At 53.2% G+C, this 16,890-nt stretch carries 13 protein-coding genes; 9 read left to right on the top strand and 4 right to left on the bottom strand.

What is annotated here, in order from left to right:
• Positions 1-224 precede the first annotated feature (224 nt).
• The 8 genes from EO763_RS09875 to EO763_RS09845 all read left to right on the top strand — a co-directional run bounded on the left by EO763_RS09875 (position 225) and on the right by EO763_RS09845 (position 12,317).
• Positions 225-1,967: a ShlB/FhaC/HecB family hemolysin secretion/activation protein gene (locus tag EO763_RS09875; protein ID WP_161528829.1), complete on the top strand. Its 1,743-nt coding sequence runs from the start codon at positions 225-227 to the stop codon at positions 1,965-1,967.
• An 11-nt stretch (positions 1,968-1,978) separates the two neighbouring features.
• Positions 1,979-2,494 carry a toxin-activating lysine-acyltransferase gene (locus tag EO763_RS09870; protein ID WP_161528828.1) on the top strand — a complete coding sequence of 172 codons (516 nt, stop codon included), beginning with the start codon at positions 1,979-1,981 and terminating at the stop codon, positions 2,492-2,494.
• 27 nt (positions 2,495-2,521) lie between these two features.
• Positions 2,522-9,910 carry a hemagglutinin repeat-containing protein gene (locus EO763_RS09865; RefSeq protein WP_244322073.1) on the top strand — a complete coding sequence of 2,463 codons (7,389 nt, stop codon included), beginning with the start codon at positions 2,522-2,524 and terminating at the stop codon, positions 9,908-9,910.
• A gap of 3 nt (positions 9,911-9,913) precedes the next feature.
• Positions 9,914-10,171 carry a hypothetical protein gene (locus EO763_RS09860; RefSeq protein ID WP_039480929.1) on the top strand — a complete coding sequence of 86 codons (258 nt, stop codon included), beginning with the start codon at positions 9,914-9,916 and terminating at the stop codon, positions 10,169-10,171.
• Complete coding sequence (locus EO763_RS09855; protein WP_244322072.1) at positions 10,168-10,716, top strand: hypothetical protein; 549 nt, start codon at positions 10,168-10,170, stop codon at positions 10,714-10,716. Before EO763_RS09860 ends, EO763_RS09855 begins: the two co-directional genes overlap by 4 nt.
• Before the next feature lie 41 nt (positions 10,717-10,757).
• Positions 10,758-11,087 (top strand): hypothetical protein, encoded by a 330-nt coding sequence (locus EO763_RS23280; protein ID WP_052038079.1) that lies wholly within the window; start codon positions 10,758-10,760, stop codon positions 11,085-11,087.
• Between the two features lie 48 nt (positions 11,088-11,135).
• Positions 11,136-11,618, top strand: a complete 483-nt coding sequence (locus tag EO763_RS09850; RefSeq protein ID WP_161528827.1) for a hypothetical protein — start codon at positions 11,136-11,138, stop codon at positions 11,616-11,618.
• Between the two features lie 378 nt (positions 11,619-11,996).
• On the top strand, positions 11,997-12,317 hold the full coding sequence (locus EO763_RS09845) for a hypothetical protein (protein ID WP_244322071.1): 321 nt from the start codon (positions 11,997-11,999) through the stop codon (positions 12,315-12,317).
• A 92-nt stretch (positions 12,318-12,409) separates the two neighbouring features.
• Here the strand turns inward: EO763_RS09845 and pspC are convergent, their stop codons facing one another.
• The 3 genes from pspC to pspA all read right to left on the bottom strand — a co-directional run bounded on the left by pspC (position 12,410) and on the right by pspA (position 13,747).
• Positions 12,410-12,775, bottom strand: a complete 366-nt coding sequence (gene pspC / locus EO763_RS09840) for an envelope stress response membrane protein PspC (protein ID WP_010295842.1) — start codon at positions 12,773-12,775, stop codon at positions 12,410-12,412.
• Positions 12,775-12,999: an envelope stress response membrane protein PspB gene (gene pspB, locus EO763_RS09835; RefSeq protein ID WP_039471726.1), complete on the bottom strand. Its 225-nt coding sequence runs from the start codon at positions 12,997-12,999 to the stop codon at positions 12,775-12,777. The genes pspC and pspB overlap by 1 nt, the downstream gene beginning before the upstream one ends.
• Before the next feature lie 82 nt (positions 13,000-13,081).
• Positions 13,082-13,747, bottom strand: coding sequence for a phage shock protein PspA (gene pspA / locus EO763_RS09830; protein ID WP_010276756.1), 666 nt, complete (start codon positions 13,745-13,747; stop codon positions 13,082-13,084).
• Positions 13,748-13,972: 225 nt separating this feature from the next.
• On the opposite strand from pspA, the gene pspF reads away from it, so the two are divergent.
• Positions 13,973-14,959: a phage shock protein operon transcriptional activator gene (gene pspF / locus EO763_RS09825; RefSeq protein WP_161528826.1), complete on the top strand. Its 987-nt coding sequence runs from the start codon at positions 13,973-13,975 to the stop codon at positions 14,957-14,959.
• 71 nt (positions 14,960-15,030) lie between these two features.
• On the opposite strand, the gene EO763_RS09820 is transcribed toward pspF, so the two are convergent.
• Positions 15,031-16,566: a cellulase family glycosylhydrolase gene (locus tag EO763_RS09820; protein WP_161528825.1), complete on the bottom strand. Its 1,536-nt coding sequence runs from the start codon at positions 16,564-16,566 to the stop codon at positions 15,031-15,033.
• Positions 16,567-16,890 lie beyond the last annotated feature (324 nt).

Raw genomic sequence — 16,890 nt, 5'->3', positions numbered from 1 at the left:
ACCTCACGCCGACATAAATTCAACCACGATCACCTATCCCATACCGTATTTTTACCGCCAAAATGTAAAGGAACGATAATTTTAAGACAACTCTTAGCAAACAATAGGACAACTCTTAGCAAACAAATTGTTAACGTATATAACCTGAAATTGTACCAAGTAACCAATTGTTTCTGGAAACGAATGGTGTCCCAATAACAATTAATAATTCAGGTTAATTAATTATGCTACGGAATGCGTCATTCACTGACGGGTATCAACCTGCGCGTCTCAGCCAGCTTGCGCTGTTTATTTTATTGACCACCTCAGCAAGCAGTTGGGCGGCAGATAATAATCTGACGCCTCTTGCCGCACCGGACCGGGTGGATGAACAGCTGAATATCAACCAGCAGGATCGCCAGCGTGCGATGCAGCAGCAATTAGCGCCACAAACGCCCGATGTGCGTTTGCAGCCTCCCTCTTCATTCTTTACTACGTTGCAATTTCCGCCCGAACAACAGTGCTTTACGCTGTATCACATTATCCTGACCGGCAAAGAAGATTTCCCCTCCTGGCTACGTATCCCGCTGCAACAGCTGGCCGATCAGGGTAAAGGTCAGTGCCTGGGCGCACAGGGTGTCAACCTGCTGATGAGCGCACTGCAAAACCGTCTGATCGACCATGGCTACGTCACCGCGCGCGTGATGGCACCGCCGCAAAACCTGAAAACCGGCACCCTGCATATCACCCTGATTCCAGGCAAAACGCGCCAGATCACATTGACCAAAGAGAGCGATCGCTATGTGAGCCTCTGGAGCGCCCTGCCAGCGCGTGAAGGCGAACTGCTGGATCTGCGTGATATCGAGCAGGGGCTGGAAAACCTTCAGCGCGTGCCAACCGTACAGGCAGAAATGGCGATTGTTCCAGGCGAACAGCCAGGCGAAAGCGACATTAACGTGACCTGGAAACAGGAAAAAATGTGGCGTCTCGGCGCGACGCTCGATGATTCAGGCACCGAAACCACCGGTCGTTATCAGGGCGGCCTGACGCTGTATATCGATAATCCCTTCGCGCTCAGCGATCTGTTCTATATTTCCGGCAACCATGACCTGGAATCTGGCAGCGAAAAAGGCAGCAAGAACTACATGCTGCACTACTCTGTGCCGTTCGGCTACTGGATGGCGGGCGTCACCGCCAGCGGCTACGACTACAACCAGAATGTGGCGGGCGCGTATGAAGACTACAACTACAGCGGCAACAGCAAAAACCTTAACGTCCAGCTGAGCCGGGTGCTGTACCGCAGCGGCAGTCAGAAAACCTCGATGAGCTATGAAATTTTGACGCGCGAATCACAGAACTTCGTCAACGATACCGAAGTGGATGTGCAGCGGCGTAAAACCAGCGCCTGGCGTCTGGGCCTGCAGCACCGCCACTACTTTGGTGCCACCACGCTTGATGCCGCAGTGAGCTACCAGCGCGGCACTCGCTGGTTCGGCGCTATTCCGGCGCAGGAAGAGTATTTCGATGAAGGCACCGCACTGGCGAAAATTATCCAGCTGAATGCACAACTCGATGTGCCGTTTACGCTGGGCAATCAGACCTTCCGCTACAACGTGCAGTATCTGCGCCAGATCAACCACACCAAACTAACGCCTCAAGATCAACTGTCGATTGGTAACCGCTGGACCGTGCGCGGCTTCGACGGTGAACGCACCCTGACGGCCGACCGCGGCTGGTTCATGCGCAACGATCTGGCCTGGCGCACGCCGCTGCCCAATCAGGAACTGTATCTCGGCGCTGACTACGGCGAAGTTGACGGCTCGCGTGATTACCTCGTTGGAAAACATCTGGCGGGCGGCGTCCTTGGTCTGCGCGGCAACGCCTTTAACACGGGCTACGACCTGTTTGTCGGTGTGCCGTTCTCCAAACCGGAAGGTTTCCACACCAGCCCGGTCACCCTCGGTTTCAACCTCAGTTGGCAGTACTAAGGAGGCGCGTGATGAAGATTCCTATTAATGGCTATCAGTTAACCGCCCCGCTGCTCGGTGGTCAGTTCAGTGAAGCGGAAGCGCTTGGCGCGGCGGTCTGGCTGTGGATGCATTCGGAACAGCACCGCGATATTCCGCTCAGTGTTCTGCCGACGTTGCTGTTGCCCGCCATCAAACATCAGCAGTTTGTTATCGCCAGCCGCGATGATAAACCCCTGTTTTTCCTTAGCTGGGCGTGGATGGATGAAGAAGCGGAACAGCGCTACCTCACCGGCCCCGGCATTCTGGTGCAGCCGCAGGACTGGACCAGCGGCAACCGCCTGTGGTTCCGCGACTGGGTCGCGCCATTCGGCGATCAACAGGCATTTCGCCGCATCGTCGGCGGCACGCTGTTTCCCCACTTATGTGGCCGGGCGCTGTACCACAAAGGGGCGGAACGCGGACAACGGGTACTGCAATTCCGTGGCGATGACGTCACACAACAACAATTCAGACTCTGGCAGCAGAACACGCCGCTGGTTGCTTAACATCACTTTTAGCAGGGATAACTTTCCGTGAATAAGAACCTCTATCGCATCATTTTCAACAAGGCTCGCGGCCTGTTAATGGTGGTTTCCGAAATCAACCGCGGCCAGGGTAAAAGCGGCGCAAACGGCGTCGGCCATACGCTGAGCCAGCTGATTGGCCGGATGAAGCCCACCGTCTTCCTGACCATGACCGCACTCGGTCTGGTCACACTCGCGCCACAGGCGCTGGCGGCAGGGATTGTTGCCGACAAGAGCGCCCCGGGCGGCCAGCAGCCGAATGTCATGCAGAGCGCCAACGGCACGCCGCAGGTCAATATCCAGACGCCGAGCGCGGGTGGTGTTTCGCACAACAAATACACCCAGTTTGACGTCGATAACAAAGGTGCCATCCTCAATAACTCGCATAAGCAAGTACAGACCCAGATGGGTGGCTGGGTGGCGGGTAACCCATGGCTGGCGAAAGGCGAAGCCAAAATCATTCTTAACGAGGTCAACTCGCGCGACCCAAGTAAGCTGAATGGCTATGTCGAAGTCGCAGGCCGTAAGGCGCAGGTGGTCATTGCCAACTCGGCGGGCATCAGTTGCGATGGTTGTGGCTTCATTAACGCCAACCGCGCCACCCTGACCACCGGCACGCCGCAGATGACCAACGGCGAACTGCGCGGTTACCGCGTGGGCAATGGTGAGATCGTGGTGGAAGGCGCTGGCCTGGACAGCAGCCGGCAAGACTACACCGATCTGATTGCCCGCACCGTGAAAGTGAATGCCGGTATCTGGGCGAAAGATGTGACCGTCACCACCGGTAAAAACGAAGTGGCCGCCGATAACAATAGGGTTGATAACAACAGCGCCACCGCCAGCACTACAGCGGAGAGCGACAGCAGTGACGTCAAGCCGACACTGGCGATCGACGTCGCCCAACTGGGCGGCATGTATGCCGGTAAAATCCGTCTGGTGGCGACCGAGCAAGGGGTCGGCGTCAGCAACAAAGGCACACTCGGTACGCAGGCGGGTGATATCACCATTAACGCTAATGGCGATATCGTTAACAGCGGCACAGTCAATGCCGGACAGGATCTGCTGCTGGGCGGTAAAAAAGTCGATAACAGCGGCACGCTGTTTGCCCAGCGCGACCACAGCACCACCGCCAGCGATGAGGTGACCAACAGCGGCCTGATCGCCGCCAAAGGCAACACCAGCGTGCGCGGTGCCACCATCCGCAACAGCAAAGGCGCGGCCATTGCCGCCGGGATGAAAACCGATGGCACGCTGGCCGACAGCGGCAATCTGACACTCGCCAGCGACGGTAAACTGACCAGCCAGGGTCAGGCGCTGGCCGGTGGCGATCTGAACGCCAGCGCCAGCCAGATTGATCTCAGCGGCAGCGATACCGCCGCGCATCACGCCACGCTGACCAGCAGCAGCGATATCATCACCGACGACGCGCAGCTGCTGGCAAGTGGCGATTTGAAACTCTCCGCTGCCGGTAAACTCAGCAACGATCGCGGCGTGATTAACGCCAATGCGCTTCAGGTCAGTACGCCAGTTATCAGCAACCGTGGCGGCCAGTTACTGCAAAGCGGCGACCGCGATCTGCAACTCAGCAGCGACAGCATTGATAACCAGAATGGCCGCATCGCGGCCAATGCCAAAAAATTCAGCGTGCAGAGCGCCAGCCTGAATAACCAGGGCGGCACCATCATGGCGGCCGGTTCCGGCTCGCTGGATGTTGCGGCCAGCAGTGAACTGAATAACCAGAACGGTACGCTTGCCGCCGCCAGCGATCTGGCCATCGCCACGCCGGTGCTGAACAACAATCTGGGGCAGATCTCCGCCAATAAACAGCTGACGCTCGATCAGCAAAGCACCAGCGCCCTCTCCCGCGCCGCAGCCACCAGCAGCGATCTGCGTATCAGCAATGAAGGGGGTCGTCTGGTGGCGGGTCAGCAGTTGATCTTCCGCGGTCGCGAGATTAATGGCAGCGGTGAAATTCTGTCGCTTGGTGATATGGATCTCAGCTTCGCGGATGGCTTCAGCAACACCGGAAAAACACTGGCGAACGGCGATCTGACGCTGAATGTAAACAATAGTCTGATCAATACAGCGCTGCTTGGCGCAGGCGGTAAGCTGAATGTGCAGGCCAGCAACATCGACAACCAAGTCACAGGCGAACTGAGCGCGCAGCAGACCACGCTGAACGCCAGCGATACGCTGAGCAACCGTGGCCTGATCGACGGCGTGCTGACCCGCATCAATGCCAGCACCGTCAATAATATCGGTACCGGTCGTATTTATGGTGACGGCCTGGCGATCGGCGCAGCGGCACTGAATAACCTGGCGGAAAATAATAGCAGCGCCACCATTGCGGCACGTCAGCGTTTCGATCTGGGCGTCGGCACGCTGAATAACCGCGACCACTCACTGATCTACAGCGATGGCGATCTAGCCATCGGTGGCAACCTCGATGAAAACGGTGTGGCCAGCGGGAAAGCGGGCAACCTTAACAACCACAGTGCCACAATAGAGTCTGTCGGCAATATGGCGCTCAGCTTCACCGCACTGAACAATATCAACGACAATTTTGTCACCCGCTTCGTACAGCTGTCACAGAAGCAGAAAAATGAGTATATGGTGGTCGACCTGAATAATGGCGTTCACTATAGCCCTGACGACTACAACATCAGTTTCTACAAAAATGAAGTGCGTCATATCTGTATTGAAGGTGTGGTGTGTGGTCGTGACCACTATTATCAGTACACCTACACCGAAACGGTGCGCGAAGAACAGATCGCACAGAGCGATCCGGCAAAAATTATCGCGGGCGGCCAGATCTCACTCTCCGGCGATAAGCTGCTGAACGACAAGAGTCAGATTATTGCTGGCGGCAGCCTGCTGACTGCCGTTAAAGAACTGGTGAACACCGAAGTCACCGGTCAGAAACTGACGGAAAAAGTCGGACAGGTGATTGAGTGGGATCGTATTCATAAGAAAGGCACCGACAGCCAGAAAGCCAGAGCGTCCGCCTATACCCCGCCAACAGAAATTCAGTCCATCAGCCTCAGCCCGAGCGTGATGAAGGAGAATACCCAGGCAACCAGCAACGCGCCATCGCTGGCGGATTATGCCGCACAGCGCGTGGACGTGGCCGGACAGAACACCGATGTGATTCGTTCCATGACGCCGGATGCTTCCCTGCCAACCAGCAGCCTGTTCACTCCCCTGCCGGACGCCACCAGCAGCTATCTGATCGAAACCGATCCACGTTTCACCAATCAGAGAACCTGGCTGAGTTCCGACTATATGCTGAGACAGTTGCAAGCCGATCCGTCGATCACGCAAAAACGCCTCGGCGATGGCTTCTACGAGCAGCGTCTGGTGCGTGAGCAGATTGTTGAGTTGGTCGGTCAGCGTTATCTGGCCGATTACACCAGCGATGAAGATCAATACAAAGGCCTGATGGAAGCGGGCGTCAGCTTCGCGAAAAAATTCAACCTGGTGCCGGGCGTGGCGCTCACCGCCGAGCAGATGAAACAGATCACTCAGGATATGGTGTGGCTGGTGGCGCAGGATGTGAAGATGCCGGATGGCACCACCCAGAATGTGCTGGTACCGCAGGTGTATGCGCAGGTGCAGCAAGGCGATATGGACGGCAGCGGTGCGCTGCTGGCGGGTAAAAATATCAGCATTGGCGTTAGCGGCGGCATGCTGAACAGCGGTCGCATCAGTGCCACCCAACTGGTCAGCATTTCCGGCGACGATATCGTGAATGTGGGCGGCGTCATCGCCGGTAAATCCGTGTCGCTGCAGGCGACCAACGACATCACCAATACCGGTGGCACGGTACGTGCGGCCGATACCCTGCTGGCGCAGGCCGGACGTGATATCACCGTCGCCAGCGAGACCAATCACGCCGAGAGCCAGAACGGCAGCAACCGCTTCAGCCGTGACAATATCGACCGCGTGGCAGGCATGTATGTGCAGGGTGACGACGGCAAACTGCTGCTGCAGGCAGGCCGTGATGTCAATCTACAGGCCGCGCAGGTGGTTAGCTCCGGTGAAAACAGTCAGACGCAGATCGCTGCTAACCGCGATATCAATATGACCACCGTCACCACTGGCAGCAGCGACAAGGTGGTATGGGATAAAGATAACCATGTCACGCAGAGGCTGACTCAGGTTCAGGGCAGTGACGTCACCAGCGACGGCAATATCACGCTGAATGCCGGCAATAATATTAACGCTCAGGCGGCAAAACTGAATGCCGATCGGCAGCTTGCGCTGACGGCCACCAATGATATCAACCTCGGCAGCGCCAGCAGTCAGGAATATCTCGATATGAACTCCAAGGTGAAAGGTTCCGGCTTCCTGTCGAAACGCACCACCACCACCCGCGCCGGTTACGATGCCACGCTGGCGAACGGCAGCAGCCTCGGCGGGGAAAATATCTCCGTCACAGCGGGTAACAATTTGAATATCACCGGCAGCGATGTGGCGGCGGATCGGGATCTGGCGTTGCGTGCCGGTAACGACCTTAACGTCACGGCGGCTGAAGAGAGCCGCGACAGTTGGTCAATGAAGAAAACCACCAAGTCAGGCCTAATGAGCAGCGGCGGCATTGGCTTCTTTGTCGGCTCGATCAAAGAGAGTTCGACCTCCGATACCGCGGCGCTGACCCACAACAACAGCACGCTGGGCAGCGTCGATGGCGATACCAGCCTGGTGGCGGGCAATAATATTGCCGTGCAGGGTTCTGACGTGATCGCCGGTAACGACATCAATATGGTGGCGAACAATATCACCCTTGATGCCGCGAATAACCAGAGCACCACCGACACCACTTACGAGCGCAAACAGACGGGTCTGACGTTGGCGCTGTCCGGCGCGATTGGCAGCGCGATCAATACCGCTTACACCAGCGCGAAAGCCGCCGATGAGCAGCAGGATGGCCGTATGGCATCGCTGCAGAAGCTGAAATCCGGTCTGGCAGGCGTACAGGCTGCTCAGGCGGCGGTACTGGCATCGCAGAACGCCACCGACCAGAACGCCATTGGTGTCAGCCTGTCGCTGAGTACCTCGAAGTCGAAGAGCGAGAGCCACAGCGAAGCGGTCAACGCCTCCGGCAGCACCGTACAGGCGGGCAACAATATCAACCTGGTGGCGACCGGTTCAGAGAATGGCGCCGATGGCGATCTGACCATCGGCGGCAGTCAGCTGAAAGCGGGCAACGATGTGCTGCTGTCGGCAAACCGCGATATCAACCTGCTGTCAGCGCAGAATACCCAGTTGCAGACCGGCAAGAACAGCAGCAGCGGTGGCGGCGTGGGCATCAGCATCGGTGCGGGCCAGGGCGGTGCAGGAATCAGCGTGTTTGCCAACGCCAGTAAAGGTTCCGGTAACGAGAATGGCGATGGCCTGACACATACTGAAACCACCGTCGACGCCGGTAATAAGCTGACGGTCAACAGCGGGCGTGACACCACCCTGCGCGGCGCACAGCTGAGTGCCGATCAGGTAGTCGCCAATGTCGGCCGTAATCTGACGTTGCAGAGTGAGCAGGACGTTAACAACTACGACTCGAAGCAGAAGAACAGCTCAGCAGGCGCCAGCTTTACCTTTGGCAGCATGACAGGCAGCGTCAGCGCCAACGTGGCGAAGGACAAAATCCACAGCACCTATAACAGTGTGCAGGAACAAACCGGCATCTTCGCGGGTGACGGCGGCTTCGATATCAACGTCGGTAACCACACGCAGTTGGACGGCGCCGTGATTGGCAGCACCGCCAGCGAAGATAAAAACCGTCTCAGTACTGGCACGCTGGGCTTCAGCAATATCGACAACAGTGCAGAGTTTGAAGTATCGCACAGCAGCGTCGGTATCAGCACTGGCGGGCTGGGCGCGCAGGATCTGCTGAAAAACGCCGTGCAGAATCTGGCGGCCAATGGCCTGGGAGCGGGTGGGAGCGATGGGAATGCTTCCGGTACGACTTATGCTGCCGTTTCTCCAGGATCGCTGATTATCCGTGATCAGGCGAACCAGCAGCAGGATGTCAGCGAGCTGAGCCGCGATGTCGAGCACGCGAACCAAAGTATCAGCCCAATCTTCGATAAAGCGAAGGAACAGCAGCGCCTAAGCCGATTGCGATTGATTGGTGATATCGCGAATCAGGCTGTCGATATTACCCTGACTCAAGGCCAGATTCAGGCGAACAATGCGGGAATTAAAGAAGCTGGGGAGTGGGATGGTAAAGAAAAGCGTGATGTTTACTGGAATCGAGTCAAAAACACAGAAGCTTATAAAAGCGTGAGTGACCAGTATAAGGCAGGGGGTGATCTTGACCGTGGAGTTCGAGCTGCTGCGGCTGCAATTACTGCTCTGGCTGGTGGAGACCCTGCGAAAGCGCTGGCCGCAGGAGCTGCGCCTTATATGGCTGGAGTAGTAAAAGGCATGACAGTAGGTTTTGATGAAGACCCTACTGCCGGTCAAATTGCGGCAAATGCCATTGGACATGCTGTATTAGGCGGTGTGGTTGCGGAATTGTCAGGAACAAATGCTGCTGCAGGCGCCATAGGCGCGACGAGTGGAGAACTCGCTGCACGTGCTATTCGTGAATATTTATACCCTGGTATTAAAACGGAAGATCTCAAACCAGAAGAGCGCACTAAGATTAGCAATCTGGCATCACTGGCAGGAGCCCTTGCTGGCGGGCTCAGCACGGATACTTCTTCTGGTGTTATCACTGCACATGATTCCAGTAAAAATGCAGTGGACAACAATGATTTGTTAAGCCCTGGTATGATGTCCTGGGGTTCTGGTGCGGTGTCACTCGCCAAATATGAGATTGAGCAGGGTAAAACACCTGAGCAGGTCAGTGAATCACTACGCATCTACAACAGAGGCACCCTTTCCGAGAATCAGGATCCGGTAAGAGGATTATTGCAAGCCTGGGGCTTCTTTATGGTTAATGCCCTGACACTCGGTGGAGGTAGTACAGTGACAGGTGGAGCAATCACAGTCAATGGACTCATCGGTGGTGCAGCCAATATTAATAACCAGGTAATAACGATGAAACCGGGTGAAAAAATAAGTTACACCGATGCTTTAATTGCTACAGGCGTCAGCGCCGTCACCACTGGGAAGAGCTTTCTGGCAACCCAGGTTTGGGGGATGAGCGGAGCCTATGTTGGCAGTAAAATTAAGGGTGATCAAGATTCTACTGGGGCTGTTACTGGCGCTGGTGTCGGTAACGTTGCCGGTGCCACTACGTCGACCATTATCAGTGGCGCAGCGGGTACGAAATTGCCGAAACCTGCAGCGGATATGCTGGGAAGTACTTTTGGATCCGCTGTTTCTGAGGGGACCGGGACAGTAATCCAGAAAGCAATTGATAAGAAACCACAGGATCAACAAGGAAAATAAGCCGTGAGTACAAAAAAACCTCGCTTTAGTACACTTTTCTTTCTGATGGGAGGCTGCTTCCTGGCGCTCTCCTGCACGGTGGCACTTGTCTATTTTGGGGTATGGCTCTACTACCAGTTTATCCTGCAAATGCCATCAGGTATGCAATGGCAACCGTTACTGACTAAGGCTCTGCGAATTGGCATCGCTTCAGGGCCAGTCATTGGCCTGGGTGTCTGGATACATATGCGCATGGAATACAGTAAAGGAGATAAACGGTGAAACGGTTGCTGCGTTCTGCGAACGCAGCGGTCATTCTGACCGCTGCAGGCTGTGCCTTTATTCCAGACCATACTTTTTTCGTCCCCCCACCTCAAAGTGCTCATGCCCCATGGCTGAGGATTGTCGATAACACTGAGCAAACCAGCCTTTATCAAATGCTCAATGGTGAAAGCAAAGGTGGACTAATACGCTCCAGTGAGTGGGTATTACAGAATACAGTGGATCGGGGGATGCCAAAAGTTGCCGGAGAGAAATACAATATTGACTACTACGAAACGCAACTCATTGCAGGTGCAGAAACCGAAGTCGTCAATGTTTACGTTGAAGGTAAGCATACCTGCCTTGTGGATACTTATTTCACGCCGGAAGAAGGGAAGCTTTATCAGTTCCAACTGGAAACCGATACATTGCGGTTCCGCTGTCGCGTTCATGCCAGTGAAATCGTGAAAGACAGTAATGGTATGTGGCAGTTGAAGCCATTAAATACGGTACGTTACACAGCTAAGGCAGACAGTGGCTGGCATCCGATGCACAGTGGCATTTAATTTTTAAATATCAAAGCATAGTTGTACTGGATAAAAACTAGGTGCCTGAATTTGGCACCGTTTTCACTTGGTTTGCGATGGACAAACACGGCAGAATCGCCGTTATGGTAAATAACTGCTTTGGCAATTTACCTGATGCCCTTCTTGCAATCGCTGATGCTGAATCATTACTCGATCAACTAAATGATTACTTATGGGAAGAATCACAGATGTTTAGTTTTTACTCGAGAAATAAGGGAAGAAATACAACTTCTTATCTCTATCCTGCATCAAAATTCAGCCATATTCAGAACAGACAACAGGTTGAACAGTGGATTGATAATCACAAAATCAACGATCTATTTCCCAGAATGCATCGCGAAAAGCCATAGATTACAGTTCACTTCCCATTGCGCATAAAATCATAAAAAGGTTTCATCATGATATTACAACTGCGTGACAGCCCTGTTCTGATGAAGTTTGTTTATCTTCTTTCAACCGAGCTTAAATCTAACCCTGAATATGTCATGCAGGTGCAACGATTAACGCTGGATCAATCGAAACCGTTTATGGGACTCAAAGGGACACATGGTCTTTTTGGTTCCAAAGAGTGGTGGAGTAGCATTGAACAGGGAAAAATGCGTTTACTGCACCGATCTGGCACGATCACAAGAACCTATGTGGCAGGACAAGATCCCTCTCCGGTAGATAACTGTTTCAGTTTGCGGCTGGATGATGGCTCTGTCATTGAAGAAAGCATTTATAGCCATATCGATGATGAAGATAAAAAGCTATTCCGCCCGGGAGCCAGGGTGGATATCGTTTATGCACTTGATGAACTTAAGAGGACATCAGCCAATGGCGATAAATGCTATTCTGATATCGTGCTGGAAATAGCGATTTCTTTACAACCAATTAAATGATAACGAAATACGCTAATTAAAATAATGGCACCTTTATTATATTGCACTCCCCATCTCTGGTGGGGAGATTTTAAGACTAAAATCTGAGCGCAGCGTTACTGTAAAATACCCATTACTTTTCAAACCGATTAGGAATGAAACAAGTGAAAAAGTTACTGCGAAATAATCTGGCAATGATAGCACTGCTCTCTTCAGGCTGTTCTATTATGCCAAACAACTCTTTTTTCATTCCCCCCCCATGAAACCAATAACTCCCCGTGGGTACGTATCGTAGATAACACAGAACAGACGAGTATTTACCAGACGTTAAACGGCAAACGCACTGGCGGTCTTATTCGTTCCAGTGAATGGGTTTTACAGAATACCCAGGATCGCGGAATGCCGAAAGTATCTGGAGAGAAATACGATATTGACTACTACGAAACACCATTAGTGCCTGGTGTTGAAACAGCGATTATCAACGTTTATGTTGAAAGCAAATACACCTGCCTTATTACCACCCGCTTTATTCCGGAAAAAGGCAAAAAATATGAATTCCAGTTGGAGACCGATACCTTGCACTACCAGTGCCGCGTACAGGCCAGCGAGATGGTGAAGGACAGCCATGATCAGTGGAAACTTGTCCCTCTACAGAATGTTCGCTACAGCACGAAAGAAGGAAATGGCTGGCATCCGATGCACAGTGGGATCGGATCATAGAGATTGCAGCGAAAAAACAGCGCGACATTATCCACCTTCGACCCCAGTCGTACGGTGGATAATGTCTGCGAAAGCGTATGACCGATGACCAATTACAGGTGACGAAAGCGGTTCTGGACGCCAAACGTATCCGAGGTGACATAGCGTTCAATGTTGCGCAGGCGCTGTTCGCTGGCCTGCAACGTCGCGTCCGCCTCATTTAGCAATTGGCTAGGGGTACGAGCCGTCTTTTCATCCTCAAATTCCATTCCCGCTGGAGCCGGATCGAGCATAAAAGTCAGGATGATGTAAGCCACCACGGTGAAAAAGAACAGGCCGAAAAATATCGACAGCACCGTAATCAGCCGTACGAGCTTCACTGGCACGTCAAAATAACGTGCTAAACCAGCGCAAACCCCCTTCAGCATACCTTCTTCCGGCAAACGGTATAATTTTTTACCTGACCACGTATTTTTCATTACGATTTTCTCCAGTCCGGGTGTTCTGCATCCAGAATGTCTTCCAGCGCTCTGATACGCTCGCGCATACGAGTAGACTCTTCCGTTAAACGCGTCAGACGTTGTATATCGTTTTGTCCCAGTTGAGCACTGTTTTTACGCTGACTGTAATGTAGCCAAAGCCATATCGGTGCCACAAACAACATGAAAATGGTCAGCGGAATGGCAAGAAACAACGCACTCATTGTGTCTCCTTAGTTATTATTTACACGCCCTATGGCGGCTGCCGTTTTCTCACGACAGCCATCCGATGGCGTTTACGCTTTATTACTCTGCTGGCTTAACTTTAGCTTTAAGTGCCGCCAGCTGCGCGCTGATTTCATCGTCCGCCTTCAGCTCGGCAAACTGCTGATCCAGCGATTTTTGTTTCCCCAGCCCGTGGCTTTCCGCTTCCGCTTCCATCGTGTCGATACGACGTTCGAACTGATCGAAACGCGCCATCGCTTCGTCCAGTTTACCGCTATCCAACTGGCGACGCACATCACGCGATGATGCCGCAGCCTGGTGGCGCAGCGTCAGCGCCTGCTGGCGAGCGCGCGTTTCGCTTAATTTGTTTTCCAGCTCACCGATTTCACGCTTCATGCGCTCCAGCGTTTCATCCACGCTTTCGGCTTCATGCTGCAATACCGCGATCAGGTCAGTCAGCTTCTGCTTTTCAATCAGCGCCGCGCGAGCCAGATCGTCTTTATCTTTGCGTAGCGCCAGCTCGGCTTTTTCCTGCCACTGATCTTGCTGACCGTGCGCTTGTTCAATACGGCGGGCAATCTGTTTCTTTTCTGCCAGCGCCCGCGCCGAGGTTGAACGTACTTCAACCAGCGTATCTTCCATTTCCTGAATCATCAGCCGCACCAATTTCTGCGGATCTTCAGCTTTATCCAGCAATGAATTGATGTTGGCGTTCACGATGTCGGCAAAACGAGAAAAAATACCCATAATTACATCCTCTTCATGATTTCCAGCGTCTGATTACGCCTGATTTATCACCGGGACCAGCCGAGCCAGTCGCGATCTCCCTATAGGTATATCAATAAGCATGCCAACTTTTAATTTCACTTAAATTACTGAAAATAAAAGAATAGATAATTTTGACTATTTTTCCCTTTCCGTTAGATTAGTCAAATACGCTAACAGTTAGTAAAAATAACACGGTGGAACATCATGCTTCAGGAAAAAGAGAACCTGCTCGGCGAAGCCAACAGCTTTCTGGAGGTACTGGAACAGGTGTCGCAGTTGGCACAGTTGAATAAGCCCGTGCTGGTGATTGGCGAACGCGGTACCGGTAAGGAGCTGATCGCCAGCCGTCTGCATTACCTTTCCCCGCGTTGGCAAGGGCCGTTCATTTCGCTGAATTGCGCGGCACTCAACGAAAATTTGCTTGATTCCGAGCTGTTTGGTCATGAAGCCGGTGCCTTTACCGGCGCACAGAAGCGTCACCTCGGACGTTTCGAACGCGCCGACGGTGGAACGTTGTTTTTGGATGAATTGGCTACCGCGCCGATGCTGGTGCAGGAAAAATTACTGCGAGTGATCGAATACGGCATGCTGGAGCGCGTCGGCGGCAGAGATCAGCTACAGGTTGATGTACGTCTGGTGTGTGCGACCAATGACGATCTGCCTGCGCTTGCCGCCAGCGGTAAATTCCGTGCGGACCTGCTCGATCGTTTGGCCTTTGACGTTGTCCAGCTCCCGCCGCTGCGGGAACGCCAGCAGGACATCATGCTGCTGGCGGATCACTTTGCGATTCAGATGTGTCGCGAATTGCATCTGCCGCTCTTTCCCGGTTTTACGCCAGCCGCACGCGAGACGCTGCTGAATTATGGCTGGCCGGGCAATATTCGCGAGCTGAAAAACGTAGTTGAACGCTCAGTCTATCGTCACGGCGACAGTGAACAGCCTCTTGATAATATCATTCTGAACCCCTTCCGTCGGACGACCGCCGTGCAGGAAAAATCACATACCGCATCAGGTCAGCCGGATTTACCGCTGGAGATGAAACCGTGGCTGCTGGAGCAAGAGAAAGGTTTAATCGAGCGAGCGCTGAGTCAGGCAAAATTTAACCAGCGTAAAGCCGCTGAGCTGCTGGGATTAACCTATCACCAACTGCGTGGGTTGCTGAAGAAACACGATATTGTGGTGAATGAGTAAGAAGCGGGAAAGAAAATGCGGGCGAATTAACGCCCGCAGAGTAAATGGATTAATAGGTTAACAGCTCGCGATTACGGCTCCACACCCCATACCAACGTGCCTTTATCGTGCACGGTGATCTTATCCCAGTTAGCGTAGCTCGTGACGTTAGCGCCGTATGAATAGTCATTCGTTTCATTCACGTTGCTCCAGTCACCCGCGTGGATACGCACCTGCACTTCACCGGTTTCAGCGCCCGGCTGAAGGGAACCGGCTCCGCTGCTGAAGGTCACCAGAACATAGCGATTAGCCTTATCAGTGCTGGCGGCTGGCGTCCCCGTGCTGGTCACGATGTTATTAGGGCCGACGTTTGCCCAGTCAACAAAGAGGTTCGCGCCGGGTTTGCCATCATCATGGAAGTAGTAACGCACTTGCAGATCGCTCAGTTTGATCGGCGTACTTCCGGTATTTTTGATGTTGACGGCCATACGAATCGCATCATCGGACGGGTTGTTATCCACATTGCGATATTGCAGCACGACGTCACCCGTTGTTCCGTTACCCGGGTTGGTCGGTTCCGTTGGTGTGGTCGGGGTAGTCGGGGTAGTCGGCGTATCGCCATTACTCAGATCCGCACCTGCACGAATCTGCTCTCTGACAAATTTCCCTGACGTCGACAGATTCTGCTCCGTCCAGCCGCCTGATTTGCTCGCCCCCGGTGCCAGCGCGGCGGACGCCTCTGACTTATCGGTAAGCGACCAGTTCACCCAGCTTACGCCACGGTTATTCAGGAAATCGATCCAGGTCTGCGATTCTGGCAGGAACGGCCCGCCGTTGCCGGACGCATCGCTGGTGCCCCACTCGCTGACGAAAATCGCCGCGCCGCGACTTTGTGCATAATCAATGCGGTCGCGCAGGAACTGCCCGTGCGTACCCGCATAGAAATGCAGCGCGTACATCGTATTCGGATCGGGCAGCTGATTATCCGCTGCATCGTGGATATCCTGACTCCAGGTGCCCGTACCGACGATGATGAGGTTATCGGGATCTTTGCTACGGATGGTGTCAGTCACTTCCAGCGCATAAGGCCGAATCTGCCCGTTCCATGTCACGCCACCGTTTGGCTCATTGGCGATTTCATAAATCACGTTCGGCGAGCTGCCATACAGCCCAGCCATTTCGGCAAAGAAGGTTTTTGCCTGTGCTTTATAAATATTGGGATCGTTATCCGACAAGATATGCCAGTCGATGATGATGTAAACACCGAGGCTTTGCGCCGCCGCAACGGCCTCTTTTACCTTATTGGCGAGGGAGGGATTGGAAATATAGCCATCCGCCGCCGTGTACATGGCGACGCGGAATACGTTAATCCCCCAGTCATCACGCAGCCACTTCATGGAATCTTTATTGACATAGTCACCAAACCACTGCAACCCGTGCGAACTGACCCCTCTCAGTTGCACCCTTTTCCCCTGTTCATCCACCAGCCGCCCGTTTTCGATGGACAGCTGACCATGCGTTTCTACTGGCGTGGCGGATAATGCTGAAAAACTGAGTGACATTCCCAGCACCGTTGTTACCACACCTAACGTCAATTTCCTGACGATTTGATTCCTTCTCATCCACATATTCCTTATCTCCATTGTGAACCCATGATCTTGGGTATAGGCATGATAAGGGAGATTTATGTTCCCGCAAACAATTTAGGACATATCCCAACCATATTGATTTTATTAATTATTCATATGTAAATAAAAAGCAAGGTAAGTATATGGCAAGGTCATTATTGTTCAGACAAAAAAAAGCCAGCACGTCGGCTGGCTAAAATAATACTGGAAGCAATGTGAGCAATGTCGTGCTCTCCTTCAGTGCCTGCGAGAAGCCACTTCCGAAGTGCGAAGTGATGATAATAGTTATCAGTATCATCTGTAAAGTACTTTGTTGAGAATTTT

It is taken from the genome of Pectobacterium odoriferum, from assembly GCF_009931295.1.
Lineage (GTDB): Bacteria > Pseudomonadota > Gammaproteobacteria > Enterobacterales > Enterobacteriaceae > Pectobacterium > Pectobacterium odoriferum.
Note: the sequence above shows the minus strand (reverse complement) of the source record. Positions and strands in the feature narration are given on the sequence as shown.

What these genes read in the sequence shown, in the direction of transcription:
- pspC (WP_010295842.1), bottom strand. Translation starts at nt 12,775, where the DNA reads ATGAAAAATACGTGGTCAGGTAAAAAATTATACCGTTTGCCGGAAGAA.
- pspA (WP_010276756.1), bottom strand. Translation starts at nt 13,747, where the DNA reads ATGGGTATTTTTTCTCGTTTTGCCGACATCGTGAACGCCAACATCAAT.
- pspF (WP_161528826.1), top strand. Translation starts at nt 13,973, where the DNA reads ATGCTTCAGGAAAAAGAGAACCTGCTCGGCGAAGCCAACAGCTTTCTG.
- EO763_RS09820 (WP_161528825.1), bottom strand. Translation starts at nt 16,566, where the DNA reads ATGTGGATGAGAAGGAATCAAATCGTCAGGAAATTGACGTTAGGTGTG.
- EO763_RS09845 (WP_244322071.1), top strand. Translation starts at nt 11,997, where the DNA reads ATGCCGAAAGTATCTGGAGAGAAATACGATATTGACTACTACGAAACA.
- EO763_RS09875 (WP_161528829.1), top strand. Translation starts at nt 225, where the DNA reads ATGCTACGGAATGCGTCATTCACTGACGGGTATCAACCTGCGCGTCTC.
- pspB (WP_039471726.1), bottom strand. Translation starts at nt 12,999, where the DNA reads ATGAGTGCGTTGTTTCTTGCCATTCCGCTGACCATTTTCATGTTGTTT.
- EO763_RS09870 (WP_161528828.1), top strand. Translation starts at nt 1,979, where the DNA reads ATGAAGATTCCTATTAATGGCTATCAGTTAACCGCCCCGCTGCTCGGT.
- EO763_RS09850 (WP_161528827.1), top strand. Translation starts at nt 11,136, where the DNA reads ATGATATTACAACTGCGTGACAGCCCTGTTCTGATGAAGTTTGTTTAT.